This is a genomic window from Peribacillus sp. FSL H8-0477, assembly GCF_038002765.1.
In the GTDB taxonomy this organism is placed as follows: Bacteria; Bacillota; Bacilli; order Bacillales; family DSM-1321; genus Peribacillus.
The window spans coordinates 980,912-1,006,890 of sequence record NZ_JBBODE010000002.1 but is presented as its reverse complement, the minus strand read 5'-3'; the positions used below and the strand labels follow the sequence as shown (position 1 = coordinate 1,006,890).

Here is a 25,979-nt window from a genome sequence, read left to right as displayed (position 1 = left end):
CACTAGTAGAGAATGGAGGGAATCCATGGACTACATTCTTGCGTTAGATGCAGGAACTGGCAGCGTCCGGGCTGTCTTATTCGATTTATCTGGCAGGCAGGTTGGCGTTTCACAGACTGAATGGACACATAAAGAAGATGAAAAATACCCTGATTCAATGGATTTTGATTACCAGCAAAATTGGGTGATTATCAAGGATTGCATTCGTTCTCTTTTAAAGGAGACGGATATTATTCCATCCGACATTAGAGCCATCAGTGCAACCAGTATGCGGGAAGGATTCGTTTTATATGATGCAGACGGCATAGAAATATGGGCTTGTGCAAATGTCGATGCTCGAGCAGCCAAAGAGGCTGAATTTTTAAAAGCACAAGAAGGAAACTTAGAACAGATGACGTACCAGCTGTCTGGACAGACATTTGCTCTTAGCGCGATTCCACGCTTGCTTTGGTTAAAAAACCATGAACCCAGAGTCTATGAAAAAGCTACAACCTTAACTATGATCAATGACTGGATTCTTTATAAATTATCAGGGGAGTTACATATGGATCCCTCTAATGGCTGTACTAGCGGAATATTTGATATACACAATCGCAGCGGCTCACGAGCAGCCGCGCTACTGTGTGGAATTAAAAGCACCTTTCTTCCTGATATTAAAGAGGCCGGCACCGTAATCGGTTATGTTACCAAAACCACTGCTGCTAGTACTGGATTAGCTGAAGGCACCCCAGTTCTCTCCGGGGGTGGCGATGCCCAAATGGCCTCAGTTGGAGTCGGCGCCATTGATCATGAACAAACCGTTATTTCCGGTGGTTCTTTTTGGCAGCAAGAAGTGAATATAAATAAACCGAGAGTTGATACTCTCGGCCGAATTCGGGTGAATTGCCACGCTGTGCCAAACCTTTGGCAACTAGAAACGATTGCGTTTTCTCCCGGACTTGTTATGCGCTGGTTTCGGGATGCCTTTTGTACGGAAGAAAAAGCCGAAGCACTTAAATCAGGACGTGATCCATACGAAATATTAGAAGAAAAAGCACGCAACGTTCCAATCGGCTCGAATGGAATTATGCCGATCTTCTCTAATATTATGAATTTCACCTCTTGGAGACATGCTTCACCTTCATTTATTAACTTAAGTCTAGATCCTCAAAAGTCAGGCAAAAAAGAATTATTTAAATCTCTCCAAGAAAATGCGGCCCTCGTTACTCTAGGAAACTTAAAACTAGTTGAAGAAGAAACAGGGTTCTATCCCAAAGAAGTCATTTTTACCGGGGGTGCCTCCAAAGGCAAACTGTGGAGCCAAACATTAGCTGATGTGTTAGGCGTTTCCGTTAAAGTGCCGGTTGTCAAAGAAGCTGCTGCCCTTGGGACTGCCTTATACGCCGGTGTTGGTGTCCAACTCTATTCATCTATTTCAGAAGCAGTTAAAACGGTGAAATGGGAAAGGATTCACTTACCGAATATGACAAACCATAAACAATATCTTCATATCTATCAACAATGGCTGGCTATTTATAATGAGCAATTACGATTGGCTGATAACGGTTTAACCAAGCATATGTGGAAAGCACCAGGGGTTTAACGTTGAGAGGAGGTGAATGAATGAAAAAAGTACATGAAGATGACTTTGATTATCGTTTTGGCGACAATGGACCGAAGTATCTATCAAAAGGTCCTAATATAGATATGGGAGTGGTGGTGCTAAAACCCGGACAGGATTTTCCTAATCACTACCACACAACTTGTGAGGAAGCTTTTTATATTTTAGAAGGTTCGATTGATTTTTATATAAATGATAAAAGGTATCGAGTGAAACCGGGAGATATGATTCAATGCAGTCCTGGAGATTCGCACTACCTGGTCAATGAATCTGCGGACCACTTTAAAGCACTATTTATTAAGTCACCGCATATAGCCGAAAAAGATTCAATAGTACTGGAGAAGCCTGTGATAAAGGAGCTGAAAGAGGATGAGCTGGGGATTTGAAAACCGCTTGAACAAGATTCTTCCGAATGGCCGTGCGGTGATGCTTGCTATTGATCATGGTTATTTTTTAGGACCCATAAGAGGTCTCGAGAAGCCGGGCGAAACGGTAAAGAAGTTATTACCCTATACAGATTCCTTATATGTAACCAGGGGAACTCTGTCAGCTAGTATTCCAGAAGATACGGAGAAACCTATGGTTCTTAGGGTTTCAGGCGGTCCAACCGTAGTAGGCAAGGACTTAGCCAACGAAACGATTGTAACCTCTATTAAAGAAGCCATTCGTCATAATGTCGTTGGGGTAGGTGTTTCCGTCTTCATTGGTTCGAATTACGAAACTCAAACCATTACCAATCTAGCACATGTCGTTACCGATGCCCATCAATATGGCATACCTGTTTTAGGTATAACCGCTGTTGGTAAAGAACTCGATAAACGCGATGCTCGTTTCTTGTCGTTAGCATCACGGGTAACGGCTGAAATGGGGGCAGATATCGTCAAAACCTATTATTGTGAAGATTTCGAGAAAGTCACCAGCACCTGTCCAGTCCCTATTGTGATTGCCGGAGGTCCTAAGTTTGATACGATCCGCGAGGCGTTAGAAATCACCTATTATGCACTGGCTCAAGGGGCAGCGGGAGTAGATATGGGGAGAAATATCTGGCAATCGGCACATCCGGAAGCCATGATTAAAGCGATTCACTCAATCGTTAAGAATAACTATTCGGTAAATGAAGCGGTAGAATTATACGAAACCGCCGCCCATTCAAAAGCAGACTAACCCCTGCCTTCTCTTTAATAAACGGAAAAAGCAGCCCTCCCAAAAGAGAAGCTGCTTGAACGTTTATTTTTTTTCGAGCACATTAATAAATTCTCGTAAATAATCTGGAAGATCCGGCGGACGTCTGCTGGATACAAGGTTTCCATCGACAACTACGGCCTCATCATACCAAATTGCACCGGCGTTCTCCATGTCATCCTTTATCCCTGGTGTGCTGGTCACTTTTTTATCTTGAAGAATTTTAGCGGAAATAAGCACCCAACCAGCATGACAAATTTGTCCGATCAACTTATCATTTTCATCCATGCTTTGTATGAGGGAGATGACTTCAGGGAAACGACGGATTTTATCCGGTGCCCATCCACCTGGCACAAGAATGGCATCATAGTCTTCCTCTTCAATATCTCCATAAGCGAAATCTGCTGCAGCTGGTACGCCATATTTTCCAATATAGGTCTCTTCAGCTTTCTCACCCGCAAGATGGACAATTGCCCCCTCTTCGCGTAAACGTAATATTGGGTACCATAGCTCTAGATCTTCAAAATCATGATGCACCAGACTAATGACTTTTTTTCCTGATAATCGCATATTCACTTCTCCTCCTAATTACACCAACTTTATCATAGTCTGTACCAGATACCGCAAAAAAAAGCACTTAACCCTATAAATTATGAGTTTAGCGCTAGTTCCAATCTTCCGAATACCATCATTCAGTTAATTAGAAGAATACTTTATTATGCCCTGTAAATAAATCGATTCTTTTAATTGCTTAAATTCTCTAATCTTTATTTTTCCTTCAGCTTCTAATTCATTAGCAAATGCCATCACTTCATCCCCATTTTGATAGTGGGGTTTTTCGAGTTCTATCGTAAAAAAGTTACCGCGGGCAGAACTATGAAGTACTTTAAATAGATCTTCCTTAGTCATTTACTCAACTCCTTATCTCAACTTTTAATTCGACATTAGTTGATGAAACCCTTTAAATAAAGAGCACACACAACAGATTATTTATTTTCGAATGTCATAATGCTTCTCTATATATGCTTTTTCTTCTGCAGCAGACAAAATACCCGTTGCTCTGCCGATGGTTCCAGATTGTAGATTCCAAATAACATTATGGTGTTTATCCACTGAGCTAAATTCTTGGTTATTCCAACTTTCTAGAATAGTCAGGTATGTATCTTCATGCTTGTACGTGTCTTCACCATCTTTGACCACTTCGAGTAATCGTTTTACTCGATCCTGCGTCAACGGGAGAAATCCCCACTTATCCTTAGCCTTTACTTTTTGATGGGACATAGCATGAATAGCATCTTGAATAGTAGCTTCTTTAATTCCAAGCGGAAATTCTTTATTAATATCCGGCTTATCTTTTTCTATGACTTCTATAAAGGTACCGCCTTTTGGTGCAGCAAGCTCCTTAACTGCTAAACTTGATTTTGACGCGTATTTTGGTCCATCTACAAATGTTAAATATAAATAAAGCCCCGCAAGAATGGCTATAAATGAAAGAACAGCTACTAATTTTACAGGTATTGTTTTACCCTTATTCATAATAACTCCTTTTAGGTGAATGATTACTTACGAGTTTGGTACTATCCTTTTATGTTACTTTAACATTCCCTTTCAAACTTATAAACACTTTTTTCCTTTATTTGTTAACAAATGTATGTGCAGCCTTAATAAATTAAAAACCCGTGGTTGAATTTCCTTGATAAAGGAATTCAACCACGGGTTTTAGTTTGTAGCTTTACGCACCTTTTCTTACTTGAACTTTTTGATTTTTCGGCTTCCAGAATTGTTCAATTTCTTCTAATGTTTTGTTCTTAGTTTCAGGAATAATCGTCATAACAAAGATGAAGCAAATAACGTTAATGGCAGCAAATATCCAGAATGTAATAGCTCCGCCCAACCCGTTTAATAACATAGGGGTGAACTGTCCGATCGCCCAGTTTGCTCCCCATAAAAACATCGTTGTTAACCCTACTGCTCGTGCTCGTAAATGATTCGGGAAAATTTCTGGAATCATAATCCATGGAATCGGTCCCATCGAGATGCAGAATGCCGCTGTGAAACCCATTATGAAGATGACAAGCAAGGGTCCGCTGTTAATATCGAAAAAGAAAACGCCTCCAATTAAGAGCATAAATAGTGCCATAAAGAAGGAACCAATAGCCATCAGCTTTTTTCGTCCTGCTTTATCGATTAAAATAACGGCAGCAACTGTCGCAACAACCTGCATGAGTCCAACCATACTTGTGGCCACAAACTCCGTGTTATCTTCAAAACCAACCATCCTAAAAATCTCCGGACCATAATATGTAATCGCATTCATTCCAATCACTTGATTGAAAAGAGCGAGGAAGATACCTACCCCTAGTGCTTTTCTTAACCCTGGTTTAAACAGCTGTCGCATTGAAAGATTTGTTTCCGTGTCAATAGAATGTTTAATCGCTTTCATTTCCACTTTTGCTGCTTCACTGCCATTAATATTGGTTAATACCTGTAATGCTTCTTGATCTCTTCCTTTTTGGACCAAATAACGTGGACTTTCTGGAACGAAAAGCAATGTTAGATAAAAGATTAAAGCAGGAATCACACCATATCCTAACATCCAGCGCCAGCCGGTTTCCACTCCCCATTCATGTGTTCCTGAATCGGCTACTAATAAATTGACAAAGAATGTAGCTGAAATTCCGATTACAGTAAATAATTGATACATAGAGGATAAACGCCCGCGAATGGCAGCTGGTGCACATTCTGTAATATATGTGACTGCTAATGCAGAAGCAAGTCCAATACCGATACCGCCGATTATTCTTGCTCCAATCAGCATCTCAACTGAAGAGGCTAAAGCAGAGCCAATAGCTGATATCGCAAAGAGAATCGCAGCAACCATTAGAATTTTCTTTCTTCCATAGGCATCGCTTAAATAGCCGGAAACAGCGACCCCAATAATACCACCAATCATAATACTCGAAATAACGAACCCTTCCATAGCTGGAGATAAATCATATAACTCTTGTAAAAATCCAATTGCACCTGAAATAACAGCTGTATCATACCCGTAAAGTAATCCTGCCATTCCAGCAGCAGCTGAAATAATAACAATGTACCAAAATGAATGAGTATTTCTTAATTTGCTAGTCGCCATCTTCTGTCCCTCAATTCGTAGGTGTATTTGGTAAAAAGATAAATTACTCTCCCTGTACAGCTTGCTAAATGAATATTCAGTAAACAGGAAGCGCTTTCTCGAATAGAGTTTATAATTTGTACGTATAAATGTCAAGCGCTAAAAAATAAACAAAAAAAAGTACCAATCAATGATTAGCACTTACCTTTTTATTTCTTTCGTAGATTGTCGTGTAATTAGTTCCGGCTCATAAAGAATGGATTGAGCGACATCACTTGTACCTGATTCTATGAGTTTAAGAATCATTCTTCCAGCATCTATTCCCATTTGTTCTTGCGGATGCCTGATTGTCGTTAACTTTACATCCAAGATACTAGCGATTGGGGAGTCATCGTATCCGACAATGGATAACTCATTTGGGACATCAATTCCTAATTCTTTTGCAATAGAAATAACTTGGACAGCTACTTGGTCGTTATAACAGAAAATACCTGTCGGCTTATTGGCTTGTTTAAGTACAGCCCTGATTCGTTCTGGTAATTCCTTTTTCTCTTCATTGGTTTGAAAGGTAATAAACTGACCGATTGATGAGACAGAAGGGTTTTGCTGATAAGCAGAAATAAAGCCATTCATCCGCTTAACTCCCTGTTGATCGTCGGTTTTGAAGATTCCTAAAATCTCGACATGGCCTAGTTCTAATAGGTGTTCTGTAGCCATGTACCCTCCCTTAAAATCATCTATTGTAATCCTAGGAAAATCACTATCTTGATAAGCAGAATTAATCATCAGACAAGGGATATGATTATTCTTCATATTCTTATATATTCCGATATTTTGACTAGGATGTGAACTTTTTGTTGGTTCCACAATCATCCCTTCTATGGGCTGAGACAATAAATTCTCTAAGCTTTTGCGTTCTACTAAAGGATCATTATGTGTACTCGCCAAAAGCAGGGAAAAGGAATGTTCGGATAATACTTTTTCAATCCCCACAATAATATTCGGGAATATATAATCAGCAATATGGGTCGTTAGCACGGCAATCGTTTTAGTAGGAGTTTGGTTGGTCTGTTTTCCCTTCCAATCAGCGGCATAGATGCCTCCGCCTTGAATCCGATAGAGATAATTTTCAACCTCTAAGTCCCCAATAGCCCGCCTAATCGTGTGTCTGCTAACGGAAAACCGGTCCATTAGCTGCGTCTCAGTAGGCAATTTTTGATGTGGAAGAAACTGTTCCTCAAAAAGCCAAGACTTAATTTCTTCAATAACAATTTTATATTTTGGCTGCATGGTATCTCTCCTTAAATCACTATTCATATCATACCTATTCTCTAGTTTGATTACAAGATGACCCGAAAAAGTAATATTCATACTTATAAAAAATCTAAATTGACATTTGTACGTATAAATATTATATTGTTTTTATAGAAAGCGCTTACTAGAAAGGATGAATTATATGACTAGTACCTATTCAATAGGAGTAGATTTCGGTTCATTGTCAGCTAGATCTGTCATTGTGGATCTTAAAACAGGAAATATCATTGCCTCATCGGTAAAAGATTATCCAGATGCTGTCATCACTAACAACCTGCCTAATACAACGATCCCATTAGGAAAAGATTGGGCCCTGCAGAACCCAAGAGATTATGTTACATGCTTAATTTCCTCTGTCAAGGAAGCGATTTCATCTAGCAAACTAGCAAAAGAAGAGATCATATCAATCGGGGTTGATTTTACTGCGTGTACGGTATTACCAGTAAAAAAGGACGGAACTCCGCTATGTGAGCTGCCAGCGTTTCGTAATCGTCCTCATGCCTGGGTCAAACTTTGGAAGCACCATGCTGCTCAGTATGCAGCTGATAAATTAAATAAGATAGCCGAAGAACGGAAAGAACCATTTTTAGCTCGTTATGGCGGGAAGATATCATCTGAATGGCTTTTTCCAAAATTGATGCAAATACTCGATGAAGACCCTGAGATTTATCAGGAAATGGATGGGTTTATTGAAGCAACTGATTGGATTACATGGCAAATGACCGGGAAAGAAACCCGTAATTCGTGTACAGCAGGATATAAAGCCATGTGGAGCGAAGACACCGGCTATCCAGATTCAGCTTTTTTCAAAGCTTTGGATCCTCGACTAGAGCATGTCGTTTCTGAAAAACTTGGTACAGACTTACTCGCAGTAGGTTCTAAAGCAGGAGAATTAACAGCTGAAATGGCTCAACAAATGGGACTATTACCCGGTATTGCTGTCTGCGTAGGGAATGTTGATGCACATGTTTCAGTAGCTCCGACTGGCGTTATAAACAGCGGAACCATGCTGAATATTATGGGCACCTCAACCTGTGATATCACCCTTTCTGATAAAGAAGTCTTTGTCCCAGGAATGTGTGGAGTAGTGAAAAACGGTGCAGTACCAGGCTACTATGCGTACGAATCCGGCCAAAATGCTGTAGGCGATATCTTTGCTTGGTTTGTTGATACCCAAGTTCCTGCTTCTTATTTTGAAGAAGCGAAGCAAAAAAACATCAATATTCATCAGTTGTTAGAGGAAAAAGCAAACCAGTTAGCAATCGGTGAAAGCGGCCTGCTTGCACTCGATTGGTGGAACGGAAATCGCTCTGTACTTGTTGATACCGATTTAACAGGTCTGATTCTCGGGATGACACTTGGTACAAAACCAGAAGAAATCTATCGTGCTTTAATTGAAGCGACTGCCTTTGGGAAACGATTGGTGATCGATACCTTTAAAAAAGCTGGCGTGGACATCAATCAGTTAATGGTTTGCGGAGGGTTACCTCATAAAAATCAAATGCTTAATCAAATATATGCTGACATTACACAAAAAGAAATCTCAATAGCGGAACATCTTCAAGCTCCCGCTATCGGAGCAGCTATGTTTGCTGCTGTCGCTGCTGGAAAAGAAGCTGGCGGTTTTACGACGATCGAAGAAGCTGCTGCAAATATTGCACATATACAGGATAAAAAGGTAATCCCGATTCCAGAAAATATGGAGAGATATGAACTCATTTATCAGGAGTATGTGAAGCTCCACGATTATTTTGGCCGTGGAGAGAATGATGTTATGAAAAGGTTGAAAAACCTGAAAGCAACAAGCAGGAAAGAAGGCGTAAATGTATGCTAGAAAAGCTAAAACTACAAGTCTATCAAGCAAACATGCTATTACCTGAATATCAGCTCGTTACGTTTACATGGGGAAACGTAAGTGCCATTGACCGAGAGAGCGGGTTTGTTGTCATTAAACCAAGTGGTATTGAGTACAACAAATTACAAGCTGAAGATATGGTAGTTGTGGATCTTGACGGTCATCTAATTGAAGGGAAATACAATCCTTCGAGCGATACAGCTACACACCTTAGACTTTACCAAGAGTTCAAGGATATCGGTGGAATTGTACATACCCATTCTCCTTGGGCTGTCTCCTTTGCTCAGGCAGGTGTAGGTATTCCAGCTGCTGGTACTACTCAAGCCGATTACTTTTATGGAGATATTCCCGTAACAAGGGCTATGACAAAATCAGAAATTGAACGAGAGTATGAAAAACAAACCGGTGATGTGATTGTTGAAACATTTAACATGAATGGATTGGATCCTAATCGTGTTCCAGGCGTACTTGTGAATGATCATGGCCCCTTCACATGGGGAACAGATGCAAAAAATGCTGTACATAATGCTGTCGTACTAGAGGAAGTCGCGAAGATGACGTATCATTCCTTGCAGTTAAATCCACATTGCATTCGGATGGACCAGACTCTCTTAGACAAGCATTTTAATCGAAAACATGGAAAAAATGCCTATTATGGTCAGAAAAAATCAATGATGGACGGAGTGAGCGGAAATGTTAAAAATTGATAAAAAAGAATTTTGGTTTGTTGTAGGTAGTCAAAGCCTTTATGGTGAAGAAGCATTAAAAGAAGTTGAAAGACACGCTATAGATATGACGGAACAGCTCAATCAATCCGGCAAACTTGCCTATCCAATTCGGTTCAAATCATTAGCGACCTCAGCAGATGAAATCACGAAAATTATGAAAGAAGTAAATTTCCGTGATGAAGCAGCCGGCATAATTACATGGATGCATACATTTTCTCCTGCTAAAATGTGGATTACCGGTACTAAATTGCTGCAAAAGCCGTTACTTCATTTAGCCACACAATATAACCAAGAAGTACCTTGGTCCACAATTGATATGGACTTTATGAATTTAAATCAAAGTGCGCATGGAGATCGTGAATACGGATTTATCAACGCTCGTCTAAAGAAAAATAATAAAACCGTTGTCGGCTACTGGAAAAATGATAATATCCAAAAAGAAATTAATGACTGGATGAATGTTGCTATTGGCTATGACTACTCTACACAGCTTAAGGTAGCTCGTTTTGGCGATAATATGAGACATGTTGCGGTGACTGAAGGTGACAAAGTTGAAGCACATATTCAATTTGGCTGGACAGTTGATTATTATGGTATCGGTGATTTAGTCGCTGTCATGAATGAAGTAACAGACGAAGAAATCAATCAAACTTATCAAGACTATGAAAATCATTATGATTTTGAAATTGGCAATAATGATCCAGAATATTTCGAAGAACATGTGAAAGAACAAGCCAAAATCGAGATAGGCCTTCGTCGTTTTCTTGAAAATGGCGGCTACACAGCTTTCACAACCAACTTTGAAGACCTCCACGGTATGAAGCAATTGCCAGGCTTGGCCGTTCAACGATTAAATGCAGAAGGATACGGCTTTGCTGGTGAAGGCGACTGGAAAACAGCTGCACTGGACCGTCTGATGAAAGTCATGGCTAACAATATCCAAACTGGTTTTATGGAAGATTACACATATGATTTGAGTACAGGCAAAGAACGCATTATTGGCTCACATATGCTGGAAGTAGATCCTACTCTATCGGCAAGCAAACCAAAAGTGGTCGTTCAACCGCTCGGCATTGGGAATAAGGAAGATCCAGCCCGTTTAATTTTCGATGGTGCTGGAGGAGACGGCATCGTTGTATCTATGCTGGATTTAGGAACCAATTATCGACTGATCGTAAATGCAATTAGTGCAGTCGAACCAGAAAATGAAACACCGCATTTACCAGTTGCTAAAGTGATTTGGGAACCAAAGCCAAACTTTAAAGATGGAATCAAAAGCTGGATTGAAGCGGGCGGCGGTCACCATACTGTCCTCTCTCTCACTCTTACAGTCGAACAAATCTCAGATTGGGCAAAAATGGCCGATCTTGAAACCGTAGTTATTCAATAACAAGAAGACAGGGATTGTAGAGAACTTTTCTCTACAATCTTTTTTATTTTCTTCGAACGTAATCCCTTCTCTCATTTATCTAGTGCCCTAATTTATTAAGTGAAAAGTTACACTAGTACAATAATTTAAAATTTGTATTTTACTATTGTAATCGTAATAAAATTCAATTAAACTGATAAACATTCCTAACAACATTAATATCCTTGTATAATATCAGTGAAAATGGTCTGATAGTTTCTACCTGGCTGCCGTAAATTGCCGGACTACAAGGAAGTTTGAATAATATAAGACGAAGAAACATGTGCGTTATCATATCCTCCATCCGCTTTAGCGTTATTGAGGATCCTTTGATTAACCTGCTCTGTTTGTTTCAGCTCTTATTTTTTTCACACTTTCTGTCTATGGCGAAAGTGTGAAAAAAATAAGAGCTTTTTGTTGTTGTTTTCAATTAAATTAAAAAGGGTGATATCATGTATTTCTTATTAAATATGCTAGGTGTATTCGTTGTAATGAGCATTATTTACCTTTGTTCACCTGATAAAAAGAACCTCAAATGGAAAGCGATTATAACGTTACTGGTTTGTGAATTGTTGATCACTTGGTTTATGTTATCCACCACCATTGGCTCATGGGTTATTAAACAAATTGCCTCTTTCTTTACTTGGTTGATTTCATGTGCGAATGAAGGGATTTCGTTTGTCTTTCCCTCTGTTATGGCAAATGAACAGGTTGATTTCTTTTTCAACGCGCTAATGCCAATTATCTTTATTATTACTTTCTTTGATATTTTATCGTACTTCGGAATTATGACATGGATTATTGATAAAGTCGGGTGGTTCATTTCCAAGATATCTGGACTTCCTAAGCTTGAAAGCTTCTTCTCAATCCAAATGATGTTTCTTGGAAACACCGAAGCGCTCGCTGTTCTCCGTCAACAATTAACTGCTATCGGTAATCAGCGCTTACTGACATTCGGAATCATGAGTATGAGCAGTATCAGTGGATCAATTATTGGGGCTTACCTATCAATGGTGCCAGCTGCCTATGTCTTTGCTGCTATTCCATTAAACTGTTTAAATGCACTGCTTATTGCCAGCATGCTAAACCCTGTCACTGTTAGTAAAGAAGAAGACATTGTCTATGTTCCTACTAAAGAAGAACGAAAAGATTTCTTTTCTACCATTTCGGACAGTATGCTCGTCGGAGTGAAGATGGTTATTGTTATTATGGCTATGGTTATTGGTTATGTAGCATTAACCGCCGGTGTTAACGGGATATTAGGTTTCTTCATAGATGGATTAACCATCCAAAAGATTTTCTCTATCATTTTCAGTCCTTTTGCTTTCTTACTTGGATTAACTGGCAGTGACGCCATGTATGTCGCACAGTTAATGGGAATTAAACTAGCTACTAATGAATTTGTCGCTTTACTAGATTTAAAGAATCAGATTCATACACTGCCTCCTCATACCGTTGCAGTCGCAGTGACATTCCTCACTTCATTCGCTAACTTCAGTACAGTTGGTATGATTTATGGCACATTTAATTCCATCCTTGATGAAGAAAAATCAAAAATTATTGGGAAAAACGTATGGAAATTACTTCTTAGCGGCATGGCCGTCTCTCTCTTAAGTGCTATGATTGTTGGGTTATTCGTTTGGTAAATTCATATAAAAAACCGAATCGCATCCGCGATTCGGTTTTTTATATACTTTATTGATCTATCTCCACTAAATCACTTTCTTCTAACACATAATCATCAAGAGTAATGAGTAATCTACTCACACATACTGCCTCAGCACGTACTCGATTTTCATCTCGGCAATAGGCAATTACAGAACTATTAGGGATTTTTGCACGCGATATCCATTCCCCGTATTTACTATTGAATAAAGAAGAAATCTCAATTTTTTTCCCACGTATGTGTAAGGCACTATGTTCAACCATTGGCTTCTCCTCCACTTCGACTACTACTATATACCCCGAAAAGGCTATTTTTAATCGTAATCGAACGAACAGAAGGTCGCCATTCTTATTCAGTGAGTAAATGAAGCTATTTTGGATCTTTTTGCAAAGGTCCCATTTGAAGCTCATAGTTCACCGTTACATCCATCTTTCTCCATTTTTCGTACCATTCTTTATCGGTTAAAGATTTCCCAAATGGAGTCAGTGTTTTAGTCCCTATCTGAAAAGGATCAGAATGCTCTTGTTGTAGAGTCTTAAACATTTTTTTAGTGTTTTTTTCCATATGGTCTTCTATCGAATACTTCAACTTTTGTATCTCTTCATCGTTCAATCCGTTGTTATGAGATTTAAAATCCTCAATCCTACCCATCATTTTTACGTTAACGAACAACTTTGAATGGTCAGCATTCAACGTAAAATGGACAGTGGTTTGAACACGACCTAATACGACAGAAAGTTTAGGAATAACTAAATATTTCAGATAGTTATCGGTACCTATTAATTGAAACACTTGATCATCCATATTAGTAAATACTTTTACTAATTTATCTTTTTTAAAGATTGCGGTTCCTTCATACTTGAAATTATTTTGATCCGCTTTGAAAACAGGTATATACGGGTCTGATAATGGGGTATAAAGCATTTTCTTAAAATCATGCAAATTAACTGGAGTCAATTCTCCTTGATTTTGATCTTCATAATGTTTAAGCATTCGGTAAAGATAATATTCAGTATTCTCTTTCTCCTTAATTTGTTTTTTCACATAGGATTCAAAATCCCCTTTTACGATTACAATAAACAATCGCTGAGAAGTATCTGGATCAATCAATAAACTGTTAACTAGTTGCAAGACTCCACTTTTCGCTATTTCCTCATCAATAAAGATCATCCGGAGCTGTCCGACTTTCATTTCTCGATAATAAATTAAGTTAAAATCCTTTGAACCTTGTTTTAAAAGATTTACTTCAAGTGAGAATAATTGCTTCTTCTCCTTAAGTACTGGCGGTACCGCTGTACTAATCTTTAATTGTTTTTTATCGCCTTTTTTTACGTACCAAAAAATAACGGGCGCGATTTCTTCGATTGCATTATTTTCAGGTAGTAAATTGCAAGAAGTGGTTAGAATTAAGCAGCAAAACGTCGCAATTATGGTCATCTTTTTTGCCCTTCTGTTCATCTCCTGCTGCCCCCTTTTATTTTGCTGTAAATAACCAAAAAGGATGGGATAAATAAGTACGTAAATCCACTCACCCAAATATCAATATTCATGAACACTTTAAATTGATTTTCATATGTCCATAAAATTTGATATAAGAAAAGGATTAAGGCAGCAATAAGTAAAGTACTTAAGAAAAACCCTTTTCGGGTAGTTTTAGTGTTTGTTTTATTAAAAATAATTCGTACTCCTCCGTAAAAAAATAATAGTAATATGGCAATCATAAACACAAAGTGGAACAAGTAAAAGGAAATGACCACCATGTCAATTCTTTCAAAAACAGGACTTTGCAGATAACGGGTCATTTCTATATACGGCAACTTTATTAACTTTAAGTAGTTTTGACCAAAGAAAAGAAGAGAAGTAATCAATACGATTAACAATTCTCCAATGGTTAAGATATTTGCCCAGGTCAAATATCTTCCTACCTTCTTGTCTTGTTTCAGCCAAGGAACCAGGCAAATTAAATATTCAGGACCTGATAAAGATGCCCAGATAAACATTATTCCTTTCCACGATTGATGAGACAAAGTTGAAGTTAACGGCAATAAGTTAAACCATGCGGCGTTTGGCGGGAAGAAAAAAGGTAGAAACATTAAAATCATCCATATGACGATAAAAAAAGTAATAATACTAAACCGAATCGTATTCTCCATTCCTTTAATCGCGACATACATACTAATTAAAAGAAAAACAACGATTAACCATACAGGACTAATCGATGGGAAAATGTATTGTCGAGTGACTGCAACATAATTGATGGTAAGGAAAGAAACCTTGACTAACACAGGAACCAAGGCAATAGCAGTAAACAGCCGAAGTTTCCACTCCCCAAATAAGTCAACAAAGCCCAAATACCCTTTTGCCGCATAAGTAGTAGACAACCACTTGGAAAGAATAAATAAATTGCCTTGAGAAAGGAGCCCCAAGACAATAATTAACCAAATTAAATGTGGAGAAGCCATATATTCAGGAAATACAAGAAGCAAGAAAAAAACCTGAAATCGATTAACAAGAAAAAAGATGGTAACTGCTTTTAAAGGTTTACTCTTACGAAATAATGATAAAGGCTTCATAATGTCAATTCCTCCGGCTAGTACGCCATTTCTTCAAAGGGAGTAAATATTCAGGGCGTTCTTTTTCTTTATCGACAGGTCCACGGATGAAAACATCCATCCAGTCTTTTAGATAGAATGGTGCTAGTGGTGCCAGGTAAGGCTGCTTTAATGAAGTCAGTGCATTTAAATGCGCTATAATTCCTATAAGGCCTATAACAATACCTATAATCCCAAGTTGGGAGGCCATTAAAAGTAGAATAAATTGAATTAATGTGTTGGCTTTTGTCAACATGTAGTTAGGAACTAAAAATGATGCAATCGCCGCAATCCCAACCAAAACAATGAGTATTTTGCTGGCGAACCCAGCCTCAACCGAAGCTTGTCCAATGACGATACCACCAATAACACCCAGCGTTTGTCCCGATTTTGTTGGCATTCTCAAACTTGCTTCCTTAATGATTTCTAAGATTACCAGCATGATAAAAGCTTCCCAAAAAGGGGTAAACGGTAATTTACTTCTAGATTCAGTTAATACAAATAACATCTGCAATGGAATCATTTGAAAATGATAAGTTGTTAGTGCTACATATAAAGGAATTAAAACAATCGAAAGAAAAAAACTCATATAGCGAATCACACGTAGAAAACTGGCGACGACCCATCGATTAATATAGTCCTCTGGTGATTTAAAAAGATCGAAAACGGTAACCGGTGCAATTAAAGCAAATGGCGTATTGTTAACCAAAATAATTAACTGTCCTAGCCCTAAAGCTCTGGCACAAACATCCGGTCGATCCGTTTGCTGAAATTGCGGGAAGACACTGTTATTCCCATTTTCCATAAATGCAGAAATTTGAGATGAATCTGAAAAAAAATCAAAATCAATTTTGTTTATCTCTTCTTTTGCATTCGTAATGAACTCAGGATTGGTTAACCCATCAATATATAATAAAACCACTGTTGTTTTACTCAAAGAGCCAACCTTAAAGGATTCATTTTTTAATTCGATAATTGGTAGTCTTCTGCGGATTAGGGTTAAGTTCTGATCAATCTGTTCACTAAAACTGTCTTTTGCACCGTATAAAATCGTTTCTGTCTCCGAAGATTCAATTGAACGGCTAAGCGAACTTGGCAGCGGCACTGCCCACCACTGATTAGTTATCACTTCATATAAAATAATATCGCCATTTAGTAAGGATACTGTTGCTTCATCCATGGTAAAAAGCTTCACTTTAGTTGAAGAAAAGATTGCTTCATTTACTGAAATTGAACGATCATGAATCAATGGTCTAACAATCGCCTCATTTAAACGCTCATTATCAATTAATGACTTTATATAAATGAGATTTACTTTTATCCCACTTATTGTTTCATGTATATCAATCTGTGCATCACTCATATTAGCTAGAGACTTTTTTAGCTCGTCCAGACTTACAGGCGTCGAGATAGACGGTTTTCTTACAGCTGTCTGTTTCTTTTTGCCGAACATCTCCATTCCCCCTAATGCATATTCCATAAAAAATAACTACTAGTAGTATGAGAGCGAATAGGGTCATTTATGCATTAATGGGTAAGAAAGGATTTGATTTGGAAAGAAAGAATAAATATTGTGCAATCAAAAAAACACTCTCATAGCTGAGAGTGTCCAGATTTTACTTATAGTTTTCCTTTACGATCTGATATATATACTTTTACTATTTCCATAGGATGGTCATGTTCATCATCAAAGTTAATATCATAAATGACTTCATTTACCGTTCCCTTATATTCAATATTATGTTGACCTGTTTTAATAGTGACTTCATTAACTGTTTTCAAAAGAGTGATAAATGCGCTGACATCTGATTTATCAGTACCATGGATTAACTCTCCACCAATTTGATTATAAAACTCTACTCGCATAATAAATCCTCCTTAATCGATTCTAAATAAGTAAGATAAAGCGTCTGTAACAACATAGAGTAGGTTCCGTCATTGTTGTATAAGATACAACTCTTATAATACTTCTTCATTATAGCAACAATAACGATATAACCCAACCTTTCGCTTAACCAGAATAGAGAGTCTCTTTATTTTGGGAGAGACTCTCTATATTCACCTACCTTTTATTTTACTTTTACCGAAGATGGATTACTTTTATTGCCTGCATTATCTTTTGCAACTATGTTTACCAGCGTGCCCTTCTTTTGCTTTATGATTTTAACGGTAAATTTTCCTTTTTTATCTACTGTCCCTTTTCCAATTTGCTTTTTTCCTTTGTGAATAGTTATAGTGGCACCTTTTTCACTCTTCCCCGTTACTTGTTTACTAGTCGCCTTATTATTACTCGGTTTTGCCGGGGGAGTTTTATCAATAACAGTCATTCGTGTGCTTTCACTTATATTTCCTGAAGCATCTTTGGCATAGATAGAAATCTTTGTACCAGCAGGCTGTTTTTTAATCGTTATCTTAAATATCCCATTCTTGGCTGTTTTCTGACCCATTATTTTTGTACCTTTTGCAATGACCTTAACATTTGAAGATGCTTTCCCAGTAATTACAACGTCTTGATCAGTTATTTTATTAACTTTGGGTTTACTAGGAGCTGTGGAAGCATCCCATCTTTTAATATAAGCCGAGGATATATATCCTGATTTTCCTTCTGCTGTTTTTACAGGAAACCATACAAATTGATTTTCAATTGTTGATTTCACATCATAGGAAAAATCATTGTTGATCGTCAATATTGAATCTTTTAGAGCTGTATTTTTCACTTCACTCGAAGTAGTAGGTTTACCCCGAAGTTTACTATTATCTATTGTAACTACGACTTTATCTCCTTTTTTCAAAAAGTAAACAGATGTATGTAAGTTATTCAGTGTATATACACTTTTATTAAACTTAATATTGTCAGTAGATTCATAGACAAAATCGCTACTTTCAAAAGGAAACGATGCCAATTTAGTACCAGTTAGGAAGCTAGCTTTTTCGATTATAGAAAAAACTTCTTCTTGATAAGCTGCTGTGTTTTTTTCTCCGTTACTTTTATATACAGGACTATTAACAGCCTTTGTCCCATTGTAAGCCATAATAGGAAAATACCAATTTTCTATCTCATGTCTTCCTGCACCTTTTATCTTAGGAAGGTCATAGGCATATTTATCGTTAAGGATTTTAACGCCAGCTTCAATATTATATGTAATATCGTATTTCAACTTTTCTACATCCAGGTTCTCAGTGTCGGTAACCTGCATAATTCCAATACCGACATCTGGAGAGATATTAGGCTCATTCTTCTTTGTAAATTGGCTCCAGCCGCTTTCTTGGTATGCTACTGCTTTGACCACTTCAGGAGGAATATCCGCCTCTATTGCGGCATTGGTTAGTAAACAGTTCATTTGCTGAAAAGGTGGATTCGTATTTTTTTCGAATAATGAGCATTTAGTAGCCAATGTTGACTCAGCAGATGCTTCTTGAGTAATGATTCCCACTAATAAGCAAGTTAACAACCCTGCTTTTATAAAGACTGATTTCATTTTTTAATCTCCAATTCTAGTTAATTAGTAATATACCCATCTTACCATAAAAAGGTATATTACTAGGTAGTTAATAGTTGATTGACAAAATCCTCATATCACGATATACTAAAGACCTCAAATTTTCTGCATTTATTGCGGCGGGACGTTTAGGTGTTAATAGCATCTAAACGTCCTTTTTTGCGTTTAAAAGGCTGCAGAGCCATATGCTCTGCAGCCCTTATTATTTATTAGTACAAACTCCCCTTCAGCCAGGCGCGGTTTTGATAATGGCCAATAGGGATTTGTATGAGACTCGTTAGATCATCCATTCGGTATATTTCATCACAAGTGTTCACATCAAATCCTAAAAGCGGATGACCGCCCATACCGAGTGCTGATGAAAGTAGTAATAATCGTTGTACAAGCATGCCCGCTTCCATTTGTTGTATCCGATATCCTCTGTACCCTAGCTGAGCTTTATAGTGATCTCGTTCACCAGTTACATGCAGACAGAGCGGTATGAGCTGCAAATTAACATTATCCATCGTCATCCCATATTGCAGCTTATTTCGGTAATCGCCTGTATTTATTCGTCTAAGTTCATGACTTACTCCGTCGTAGCTGTATGCACCGTCCTGGATACCTTCAATATTATGCAGGCATCCGAATATGGATACACGGGGCTCGCACTTGATACCCGGTTCATCCAAATCATTTTGGTATGCAAAAGAAGTAATTGCTTCTTGCAGCAAAGAAGCGAGCTGCCCTTGACTAACCTTCCCGAAAATAAAATCCATTTCTGGTGACAATCGTTTTCGAGAAGCGGTCGCTAGATCGTACAACAATGGTTTTACTGGGGGAAGCTTTACTGATTTCCCTTTATCATGCTTCCAATCTGTCATTGTGATTGGCCGAAACCTTTTGGTCGTTTCCATCATCGACGCTGCATTTAGTTTATTCAATAACGGGTACGGTTTTACTCTCTTTGACCGCATGTAATGACGAGCGTGAATACCTGGGAGTTCTCGGTACAATTCATTCGCTGAAACTTTATCTGCAGAATCTGAATTGGCGATAGGGCTGGTGGATAAAGGAATCACCGCATATGTGCTTTCTTCTAACTCCCATAAACCAAGCAAATGATTAATCGCCTTATCGAGGAATTGGAAGTAAACACCTGCTGCGAAGCCAAATCGTTTTGCCGTCTCTAGCAGCTGTCCCATCAGTACGCCTGCATCTAAACCTTGCAAACGATATGAAAAGTTATTGTATTTATAAAAATTTTTCCAAAACATGGTTGAGACGAACACAGTACCAAAACAGTCATTCATCTCACATCGATTTCCAAGAGCTTCAGCTATATACGAATCAAAATTTCCTTCACGTAACAAAATTAACCGATGGTGGGCTGCATCATAATGGTAGATACCCTCCGGAACGTTCTCAAGCTTAAGATAAACGTATAATTCATTTGGATACAAAGCACCCCCAGAAGGAGCAAACCGTCTAAGAGATTGCACAATGTCTTTCTCTTGCTCAAACTGACTGATCTGAGAAAGCCCGAATACATACCAAAGAAAATGACCGAAAGAGCGGATATCAGGTTGAGAAAGCGGAGGCTCCACCTCAAGCGTCAAGGGTACTTCTATAGAAAGAGGAAAGACAGGCAAATCACGGTAAAGTTTATAGGGTAACGGTGCGTCCTCCCAATCTACGTCCCAGTCCGGCGGTCTGACTTTCTCTGTGTCGAATTGCAAATTATATAGAAATTCATCTAGATGCATGTCTGTTCCCCCAAGCTCCTTTATGGAAATGGATGCGGATGCGGGTTTAGTTGATCTATCGTTAGCGCTTCATTGACATAGCCGAGATCCATTGGCACCTGTAATACTCTTTCAAGCCCTGTAACACGGGTGAGATGGTGACCGAATGTCATCGGAAGCATGCCAGGAACCAGTACCTTCACACAATGTAAGTCATTCCGTTTTAATTCCGGCGTGGTTTGGTTCACCACCACCACTTCAAGGTTCAACTGACGAAAACGTTGAAGGATGTCCTCTAAATCATCCGTCAAGTCCGAGTGGTTTACGATGTTCGTAAACTCCTCAGCAAATGTTCGCAGTGGTCGACTTTCATCCAGCAAAAAGTGTAATCGCTCTTCTGTTTGTTTTAATCCAAATAGCATCCCATGATCATCCATCTGCTGAACCAGTGAGGAATCTAAAAACATCTTCTCCCACTTCATTTGATTTCCCTCAAATTTCTCATCAAGTGTCAGCATCATGCCAGCCAATTCGTGCACAGCACTTTTTGCTGCCCGTATCGGATCGAGGTGAGCTCCAGCCGCACAAATCATATTCAGCCCTTTTTTCTTTCTGTTTTTGGCTAATGCCCATACACTTGGAATTCCATGTTCCATGGTTGCGTTATACAAATAGATATCATATCCGCCAGCGGCACGAGCCCTGTCGATCATTAATCGTAATTCTTCATCCTCCGCAGAATAAGGATCCAGACGTGGAAGCGGCAGTTCTGCATACCAAGTCAATAGAAAGGAATCCCGTTCCACAACTTCAAAAATTCCGTATAAAATGGCCTCCTCCAAGCTCCCGCCTAAAGCACAGCCATTTGACGTTTCATACACAAAGCCCTCCCCGCAGCCTAAGCTGTAATAGGCAAGCAATTCCGGAATTAAAATAGACCGCTCTTGTAAAAACGAATAGCCCCATACCCAATGAATCGGTTTATCAGGATTAAACGGTTTGAATGGAAAATCAGGCTGTTCATACTGTTCCGTTGAATGAACACCAATTTTCTTAGGATCAAGTGCATAATCCTTCACATTCCGATAGCTATCCCGAATCATCGTCCTCTTGCCCCGGGGCTCTATCCCACAATATCGTTCCAATCCCTCTAAAATGGCGGTCATCTCGCTGATGGCATATGAATTTGTCCGTCCGGCTGCTCCCTCATCTCCATTGAACAAGGGTAAGTTAACACTTGCATCAGCAAAAGGAGGGACCAAATCTATCATTTTATTGTTTAAGAAACCCATTCGTTGATCCAAATAGTCTGAAGCAAGAAACTTACTCAATTCTTTAATTGATCGGCTCCGATAACTATCGGGAATCTTGGGACTTGCTTGTAACAAAATCCGAGCCCTGCCGGAGGAATCCTCCGCTCGTTCACTACAAACTGGACACACAGGATCAGGAAGAAACGAATGCCAGGAAGCATTCAAGTTTTTTAGATTAATTAAAGCAACACGTCCCTCTGATTTAGCCTGAGCACCTATCATTATCTGGTGAACCTCAGCTACGATTATAAGAGCTGTTTGTAACAGACCCGCATTAGAAGCCCCCACTCCCTCTTTACCTCGATTACCGTGTAGTTGCTGCTGCCGCAGTTCCCACATCTCTTTTCGATCACGCCCCGCCATAAGATATCTAAGGTCTGCACACTGCGAACAACCTGGAATAGAAGGACGAACCAATGGACCGATTACTCCCTCGCCAAATACAGTAAACCCCCTAAGCCAAGGAATCTCCATTTCCCCTAGTATTTTTTCAGCTTTTTGATGAATAGTGGGGTTCCAGCCGTCAGCGAGTACTAGAGCCAAATCTACTTTTTCTGGTACGTATGTTTCGAAATCACTTCGGCGAATAACTTGGTATTGGCTGGACAGGTCTTTGTATACATAATCTGTTAGAACGCCTTCCCCGATTACCAAAACCGTTTTCACCCGAATTCCTCCTCTCGTACCGTCACGCCCAATATCCCAGCCAATTCTGTTTTAACTAACTCCCACTCAAGTTCAAGGATCTCTAACTGTTTATGGTTCTGTACTAAAATTTCTTTAGCATTCTGCAGATCCTCATATTGGGAATCCCTATCACATACCGGTATCATCAACATTTGCGGTTCCTTTTCTTCTACAATGACAAATCCTTTCTTTTGATTAGTGTTATTTTGGTAGTTCATCAAGGCTTGTTGTAACGCATTTCTCAAAGCAAAGGTCAGGGTTACCCCTATACTTCCATACCAACTATCTTTCGTATTAACCCAGATTACTGGGAAACCAGCAACATTCTTACCCCGTGCAATCTTTGGTATGCCTGCTATTGTCGTCAGTGCTTGTAAGTAATAGCGACAGCGTTCATCTTCTACCGTGTCCAACACGACGCTATCTGCTGTATTCTCTTGACTATATGCATGCTTAGTAAACTCAACATTCAACCATTTTTGAAGACCGCGGCAAACACATTCAGCAAATGTCTCTCCTGTACCAATCCCTAGAAATTTTTCAGACGAAAGACTTGGTTTGTACTGTTTGATGATTTCTGCCGAATACCCTTCAATTCCTGAAAGTCCTGCTTCTCTTCGTGCTTCCTTATGCGTCAAATCCGAACAAATGATTTCCGGCAGCAGTTCAGCGAATCCTTCCGACAACGGATTAACTACCTGGACACGGCACTGAGCAAGCGGAAGCTGCTTTAACTCTCCTTCTTCCCAACTATGGAAGATCCCTGATTGCGGTGAGGTCAACCGGCTAAAGAGTAGAAATAAGTTTCCCTCATCCATTCTTGTTGACCTATTTCCAAGCCTTCCATCAGCATCTTCTACCCATTTTACTTGTGCACTACCTGTCACCAACGGGTGCGGAAGATAGCGATGCCACTTTCCTTCTAACGTCTCCGAATCAAGCAGATAAAACTGATTCGTTTCTTCGGGTTTCGTGACCCCTGTTAGCTTTTTAAACAATTCAAAAGCAAGAATGTTCGCCAACATAGCTCCCGCTGTAACAGAAAAAGCAGAAAAACCTGGTTCTTCCCTTAGCACCGATTGGTGTAGTTGACGCCGCACCAAATCCCAAGAACCAACCACTTCTTGAGTAACTATTGGACCCGCTATCCCCATCTGATTAAGGATGATTGCTGGGAAAAACACTTTCTTTTCTTCTTTACATGCAGCTTGCAGACTGCTTAATTCATCACCATCCCCTTCTTCCTGAGACACATACAAGATTGCATCAAATGGCCTTACCAACTCCCGCCAAAAACTATTTCCTTCGAAATTCCGGGAGATGTTTTCAACCTTTACTTCGGTATCACTCTTAGCTGCATGTGTTACAAGTTCACTCAAGCGTTTTTTATTTGTGGGTACTTTTTCTGTAATAAACGTATGGAAGGCAGGCAAGCCCGAGTCCAGCAAAGCCGAAACCAAAGAAACAAATAAATGCCCTGAACCAACTGCTAATACTTTTTTCTGGCGAAACATTTGAAAGTGATAGGCACCAGAATCAATCATGTTTTCTAAAAATTGAATTTGCGAGGCATGCTTAATCAAAACCTCTTCCTTCAATTGATGTGGACGCTCATGACTCATATCCCGGACAAATTCATTTTTGTATAAAACATCAGCTATATCCATCACCATATTTTTGTATGTGCTTGGCAATCCAGCTGTTAACTCGCCCAATGTATGTTCTCCGTTAAACATCGGTAACAGCGTTTCAACCCACTGAGCAATCGTAGGTCCCTCCATACGAAATGAACTGATATTATTCCGAAAATACACACCTCTCGTGTGTTCTGGGAGAAAAAACGTGTCTCGTTTCACTTTCAACTTCATAGAAGAGGTCAATTCCATTACGCTCCCCCTAACTTATAAACCATTACGATTTAGTCGTTCACTCCCATTCTATGTATGACAAATTGTCTCTTATGTCTAACCTAAAGAAGTCCCTGCTCAGCAGAGACACATTCTTTAGCTATCCTTATCTACCACATCTTCCACAACGTCCGCAGCCGCCGCATCTTCCACAACCACCACAACCTCCGCAGCCAAAACAGCCAAAACAGAAAAAGCAGCCAAAGCCAAAACCAATCAGACGAGAATCTTCCATTCCATTAGGGTTTTGCACCCATTGTCCAGAAGGGTCTTGCCCCCATTGAACGGGCTGACTAGCCTGAAACTGATCCACATTTAACATTTGCAGTTGATTTTGGAACTCATTCATTTAGATAACCTCCGTATAGTAAGATGAGCATCATAAAAGGGAAATTGAAACCACATCTTTTTTCCCCAACGTTTACTTCAAAATATGTACGGTGATTGGGTATTGCTACTAAATCAAATGCCCATTTATCTCGAATGAGTATAAAATTGACACAAGAAGTCCACATACTTCATGTGCGCAACTCACTGAAGTTTACGATTCATGAAACTTTGTCCTGTTATATACGTAGTAGTAGTAATAAATTCGAATAATGGGGTGAAACTATGGCAGCTGTTGTCCCTGCAATGTTAGTAATCTTTTTAGGACTGTATGTTTTTTTATCAAAAAATAAACGGTAATTTTAGCTGCTAGATTTTTGTCAAAGTGAACGCATGGACAAAATATGAATTTTCAGATAACATAAGAAGATGTCTTTGTTCGATTCGGTATTTAGGAAAACTTAAAAATCACTAAAGATGAAAGAGGCCAGCTACTAATGAATAGCACGGATAGATTGCTCAAAGAAAAAAGCATTGTCTTTATCGGGTTTATGGGTGCAGGTAAAACGACGATTGGTAAACTCGTTGCCAACAAATTATCCCGTCAGTTTATCGATATCGATAAAGAAATTGAAACTGAATACAAGATGACCACATCAGCATTTTTCAAAACGTATGGAGAACAAGCATTTAGGCAAAAGGAAAAAAGTCTTATTTCTCAGTTCTCTCATCAACCAGGCAAGGTTATCTCCGTCGGGGGAGGCGCTTTTTTACAAGAAGAAGTTCAACAGATTTGCTTATCTAATAGTATGGTCATCTTTCTCGATGTAACATGGGATTCTTGGAAAGAAAGACTCCATTTACTTATGGATAGTCGTCCAGTTTTACAAGGGAAATCCGCGGAAGAAATAAAAGAACTTTTTTACAACAGGCAAAGTATCTATTCTAAGCACCATTTAAAAGTGCAAACAGATACACTCAACACTGAAGAAGCTGCTGATTACATTGTTGGATTATTACCATCCTTAAGTTTATAAACAAACTCCCCATCCTTATCGGTGG

General features: G+C 39.1%; 23 protein-coding genes and 1 riboswitch. Of the genes, 8 read left to right on the top strand and 15 right to left on the bottom strand.

The window, feature by feature from the left end; genetic code table 11:
• Positions 1-25 precede the first annotated feature (25 nt).
• Genes lsrK through lsrF form a run of 3 tightly spaced genes read left to right on the top strand, consistent with a single transcriptional unit; the run spans position 26 to position 2,764 of the window.
• A complete protein-coding gene (gene lsrK / locus MHI18_RS16675; RefSeq protein WP_340848922.1) occupies positions 26-1,582 on the top strand; it encodes an autoinducer-2 kinase in 1,557 nt (518 codons plus the stop codon).
• A 20-nt stretch (positions 1,583-1,602) separates the two neighbouring features.
• Positions 1,603-1,986 (top strand): cupin domain-containing protein, encoded by a 384-nt coding sequence (locus tag MHI18_RS16670; protein ID WP_340848920.1) that lies wholly within the window; start codon positions 1,603-1,605, stop codon positions 1,984-1,986.
• Positions 1,970-2,764 carry a 3-hydroxy-5-phosphonooxypentane-2,4-dione thiolase gene (lsrF, locus tag MHI18_RS16665; protein WP_340848918.1) on the top strand — a complete coding sequence of 265 codons (795 nt, stop codon included), beginning with the start codon at positions 1,970-1,972 and terminating at the stop codon, positions 2,762-2,764. Before MHI18_RS16670 ends, lsrF begins: the two co-directional genes overlap by 17 nt.
• A gap of 63 nt (positions 2,765-2,827) precedes the next feature.
• Here the strand turns inward: lsrF and MHI18_RS16660 are convergent, their stop codons facing one another.
• The 5 genes from MHI18_RS16660 to MHI18_RS16640 all read right to left on the bottom strand — a co-directional run bounded on the left by MHI18_RS16660 (position 2,828) and on the right by MHI18_RS16640 (position 7,187).
• Complete coding sequence (locus tag MHI18_RS16660; RefSeq protein WP_340850307.1) at positions 2,828-3,352, bottom strand: type 1 glutamine amidotransferase domain-containing protein; 525 nt, start codon at positions 3,350-3,352, stop codon at positions 2,828-2,830.
• A gap of 126 nt (positions 3,353-3,478) precedes the next feature.
• On the bottom strand, positions 3,479-3,691 hold the full coding sequence (locus MHI18_RS16655; protein ID WP_340848915.1) for a hypothetical protein: 213 nt from the start codon (positions 3,689-3,691) through the stop codon (positions 3,479-3,481).
• An 81-nt stretch (positions 3,692-3,772) separates the two neighbouring features.
• Complete coding sequence (locus MHI18_RS16650) at positions 3,773-4,318, bottom strand: DUF6241 domain-containing protein (RefSeq protein ID WP_340848913.1); 546 nt, start codon at positions 4,316-4,318, stop codon at positions 3,773-3,775.
• 196 nt (positions 4,319-4,514) lie between these two features.
• The gene (locus MHI18_RS16645) at positions 4,515-5,918 is read right to left on the bottom strand and encodes a sugar porter family MFS transporter (protein ID WP_340848912.1); all 1,404 of its coding nucleotides are present in this window, start codon (positions 5,916-5,918) and stop codon (positions 4,515-4,517) included.
• A gap of 180 nt (positions 5,919-6,098) precedes the next feature.
• A complete protein-coding gene (locus MHI18_RS16640; protein ID WP_340848910.1) occupies positions 6,099-7,187 on the bottom strand; it encodes a GntR family transcriptional regulator in 1,089 nt (362 codons plus the stop codon).
• Between the two features lie 166 nt (positions 7,188-7,353).
• Here MHI18_RS16640 and MHI18_RS16635 point away from each other — a divergent pair, with 166 nt between their 5' ends.
• The 4 genes from MHI18_RS16635 (at position 7,354) to MHI18_RS16620 (ending at position 12,848) form a co-directional block, all read left to right on the top strand.
• Positions 7,354-9,045 (top strand): ribulokinase, encoded by a 1,692-nt coding sequence (locus MHI18_RS16635; RefSeq protein ID WP_340848909.1) that lies wholly within the window; start codon positions 7,354-7,356, stop codon positions 9,043-9,045.
• Positions 9,039-9,773, top strand: a complete 735-nt coding sequence (locus MHI18_RS16630; RefSeq protein ID WP_340848907.1) for an L-ribulose-5-phosphate 4-epimerase — start codon at positions 9,039-9,041, stop codon at positions 9,771-9,773. The genes MHI18_RS16635 and MHI18_RS16630 overlap by 7 nt, the downstream gene beginning before the upstream one ends.
• Positions 9,760-11,184: an L-arabinose isomerase gene (gene araA, locus MHI18_RS16625; protein ID WP_340848906.1), complete on the top strand. Its 1,425-nt coding sequence runs from the start codon at positions 9,760-9,762 to the stop codon at positions 11,182-11,184. Before MHI18_RS16630 ends, araA begins: the two co-directional genes overlap by 14 nt.
• A 183-nt stretch (positions 11,185-11,367) precedes the next feature.
• A riboswitch (purine riboswitch) is annotated at positions 11,368-11,470 on the top strand.
• Between the two features lie 184 nt (positions 11,471-11,654).
• Positions 11,655-12,848, top strand: coding sequence for a nucleoside transporter C-terminal domain-containing protein (locus MHI18_RS16620; RefSeq protein WP_340848904.1), 1,194 nt, complete (start codon positions 11,655-11,657; stop codon positions 12,846-12,848).
• A gap of 49 nt (positions 12,849-12,897) precedes the next feature.
• Here MHI18_RS16620 and MHI18_RS16615 read toward each other — a convergent pair whose 3' ends face one another.
• The 10 genes from MHI18_RS16615 to MHI18_RS16570 form a co-directional block, all read right to left on the bottom strand.
• Complete coding sequence (locus MHI18_RS16615; RefSeq protein ID WP_340848902.1) at positions 12,898-13,131, bottom strand: hypothetical protein; 234 nt, start codon at positions 13,129-13,131, stop codon at positions 12,898-12,900.
• A 106-nt stretch (positions 13,132-13,237) separates the two neighbouring features.
• On the bottom strand, positions 13,238-14,326 hold the full coding sequence (locus tag MHI18_RS16610) for a Ger(x)C family spore germination protein (RefSeq protein ID WP_340848900.1): 1,089 nt from the start codon (positions 14,324-14,326) through the stop codon (positions 13,238-13,240).
• Positions 14,323-15,441: a GerAB/ArcD/ProY family transporter gene (locus MHI18_RS16605; RefSeq protein ID WP_340848898.1), complete on the bottom strand. Its 1,119-nt coding sequence runs from the start codon at positions 15,439-15,441 to the stop codon at positions 14,323-14,325. Before MHI18_RS16605 ends, MHI18_RS16610 begins: the two co-directional genes overlap by 4 nt.
• 4 nt (positions 15,442-15,445) lie before the next feature.
• A complete protein-coding gene (locus MHI18_RS16600; protein WP_340848896.1) occupies positions 15,446-16,912 on the bottom strand; it encodes a spore germination protein in 1,467 nt (488 codons plus the stop codon).
• A 167-nt stretch (positions 16,913-17,079) separates the two neighbouring features.
• Entirely contained in the window at positions 17,080-17,325 is a 246-nt protein-coding gene (locus MHI18_RS16595; RefSeq protein ID WP_340848894.1) for a hypothetical protein, read from the bottom strand.
• 203 nt (positions 17,326-17,528) lie between these two features.
• The gene (locus tag MHI18_RS16590; RefSeq protein ID WP_340848892.1) at positions 17,529-18,938 is read right to left on the bottom strand and encodes an Ig-like domain-containing protein; all 1,410 of its coding nucleotides are present in this window, start codon (positions 18,936-18,938) and stop codon (positions 17,529-17,531) included.
• Between the two features lie 230 nt (positions 18,939-19,168).
• Positions 19,169-20,704, bottom strand: a complete 1,536-nt coding sequence (locus tag MHI18_RS16585) for a SagB family peptide dehydrogenase (protein ID WP_340848890.1) — start codon at positions 20,702-20,704, stop codon at positions 19,169-19,171.
• Between the two features lie 20 nt (positions 20,705-20,724).
• Entirely contained in the window at positions 20,725-22,662 is a 1,938-nt protein-coding gene (locus MHI18_RS16580) for a TOMM precursor leader peptide-binding protein (RefSeq protein ID WP_340848888.1), read from the bottom strand.
• Entirely contained in the window at positions 22,659-24,569 is a 1,911-nt protein-coding gene (locus MHI18_RS16575) for a putative thiazole-containing bacteriocin maturation protein (protein ID WP_340848886.1), read from the bottom strand. The genes MHI18_RS16580 and MHI18_RS16575 overlap by 4 nt, the downstream gene beginning before the upstream one ends.
• Before the next feature lie 127 nt (positions 24,570-24,696).
• Positions 24,697-24,939, bottom strand: coding sequence for a heterocycloanthracin/sonorensin family bacteriocin (locus MHI18_RS16570; protein WP_340848885.1), 243 nt, complete (start codon positions 24,937-24,939; stop codon positions 24,697-24,699).
• 475 nt (positions 24,940-25,414) lie between these two features.
• On the opposite strand from MHI18_RS16570, the gene MHI18_RS16565 reads away from it, so the two are divergent.
• Complete coding sequence (locus MHI18_RS16565; protein WP_340848883.1) at positions 25,415-25,954, top strand: shikimate kinase; 540 nt, start codon at positions 25,415-25,417, stop codon at positions 25,952-25,954.
• Positions 25,955-25,979: the final 25 nt, after the last annotated feature.

Bases quoted from the DNA above. Each gene is read 5' to 3' on its own strand.
- lsrK (WP_340848922.1), top strand. From the start codon at position 26: ATGGACTACATTCTTGCGTTAGATGCAGGAACTGGCAGCGTCCGGGCT.
- MHI18_RS16670 (WP_340848920.1), top strand. From the start codon at position 1,603: ATGAAAAAAGTACATGAAGATGACTTTGATTATCGTTTTGGCGACAAT.
- lsrF (WP_340848918.1), top strand. From the start codon at position 1,970: ATGAGCTGGGGATTTGAAAACCGCTTGAACAAGATTCTTCCGAATGGC.
- MHI18_RS16660 (WP_340850307.1), bottom strand. From the start codon at position 3,352: ATGCGATTATCAGGAAAAAAAGTCATTAGTCTGGTGCATCATGATTTT.
- MHI18_RS16655 (WP_340848915.1), bottom strand. From the start codon at position 3,691: ATGACTAAGGAAGATCTATTTAAAGTACTTCATAGTTCTGCCCGCGGT.
- MHI18_RS16650 (WP_340848913.1), bottom strand. From the start codon at position 4,318: ATGAATAAGGGTAAAACAATACCTGTAAAATTAGTAGCTGTTCTTTCA.
- MHI18_RS16645 (WP_340848912.1), bottom strand. From the start codon at position 5,918: ATGGCGACTAGCAAATTAAGAAATACTCATTCATTTTGGTACATTGTT.
- MHI18_RS16640 (WP_340848910.1), bottom strand. From the start codon at position 7,187: ATGCAGCCAAAATATAAAATTGTTATTGAAGAAATTAAGTCTTGGCTT.
- MHI18_RS16635 (WP_340848909.1), top strand. From the start codon at position 7,354: ATGACTAGTACCTATTCAATAGGAGTAGATTTCGGTTCATTGTCAGCT.
- MHI18_RS16630 (WP_340848907.1), top strand. From the start codon at position 9,039: ATGCTAGAAAAGCTAAAACTACAAGTCTATCAAGCAAACATGCTATTA.
- araA (WP_340848906.1), top strand. From the start codon at position 9,760: ATGTTAAAAATTGATAAAAAAGAATTTTGGTTTGTTGTAGGTAGTCAA.
- MHI18_RS16620 (WP_340848904.1), top strand. From the start codon at position 11,655: ATGTATTTCTTATTAAATATGCTAGGTGTATTCGTTGTAATGAGCATT.
- MHI18_RS16615 (WP_340848902.1), bottom strand. From the start codon at position 13,131: ATGGTTGAACATAGTGCCTTACACATACGTGGGAAAAAAATTGAGATT.
- MHI18_RS16610 (WP_340848900.1), bottom strand. From the start codon at position 14,326: ATGAACAGAAGGGCAAAAAAGATGACCATAATTGCGACGTTTTGCTGC.
- MHI18_RS16605 (WP_340848898.1), bottom strand. From the start codon at position 15,441: ATGAAGCCTTTATCATTATTTCGTAAGAGTAAACCTTTAAAAGCAGTT.
- MHI18_RS16600 (WP_340848896.1), bottom strand. From the start codon at position 16,912: ATGTTCGGCAAAAAGAAACAGACAGCTGTAAGAAAACCGTCTATCTCG.
- MHI18_RS16595 (WP_340848894.1), bottom strand. From the start codon at position 17,325: ATGCGAGTAGAGTTTTATAATCAAATTGGTGGAGAGTTAATCCATGGT.
- MHI18_RS16590 (WP_340848892.1), bottom strand. From the start codon at position 18,938: ATGAAATCAGTCTTTATAAAAGCAGGGTTGTTAACTTGCTTATTAGTG.
- MHI18_RS16585 (WP_340848890.1), bottom strand. From the start codon at position 20,704: ATGCATCTAGATGAATTTCTATATAATTTGCAATTCGACACAGAGAAA.
- MHI18_RS16575 (WP_340848886.1), bottom strand. From the start codon at position 24,569: ATGGAATTGACCTCTTCTATGAAGTTGAAAGTGAAACGAGACACGTTT.
- MHI18_RS16570 (WP_340848885.1), bottom strand. From the start codon at position 24,939: ATGAATGAGTTCCAAAATCAACTGCAAATGTTAAATGTGGATCAGTTT.
- MHI18_RS16565 (WP_340848883.1), top strand. From the start codon at position 25,415: ATGAATAGCACGGATAGATTGCTCAAAGAAAAAAGCATTGTCTTTATC.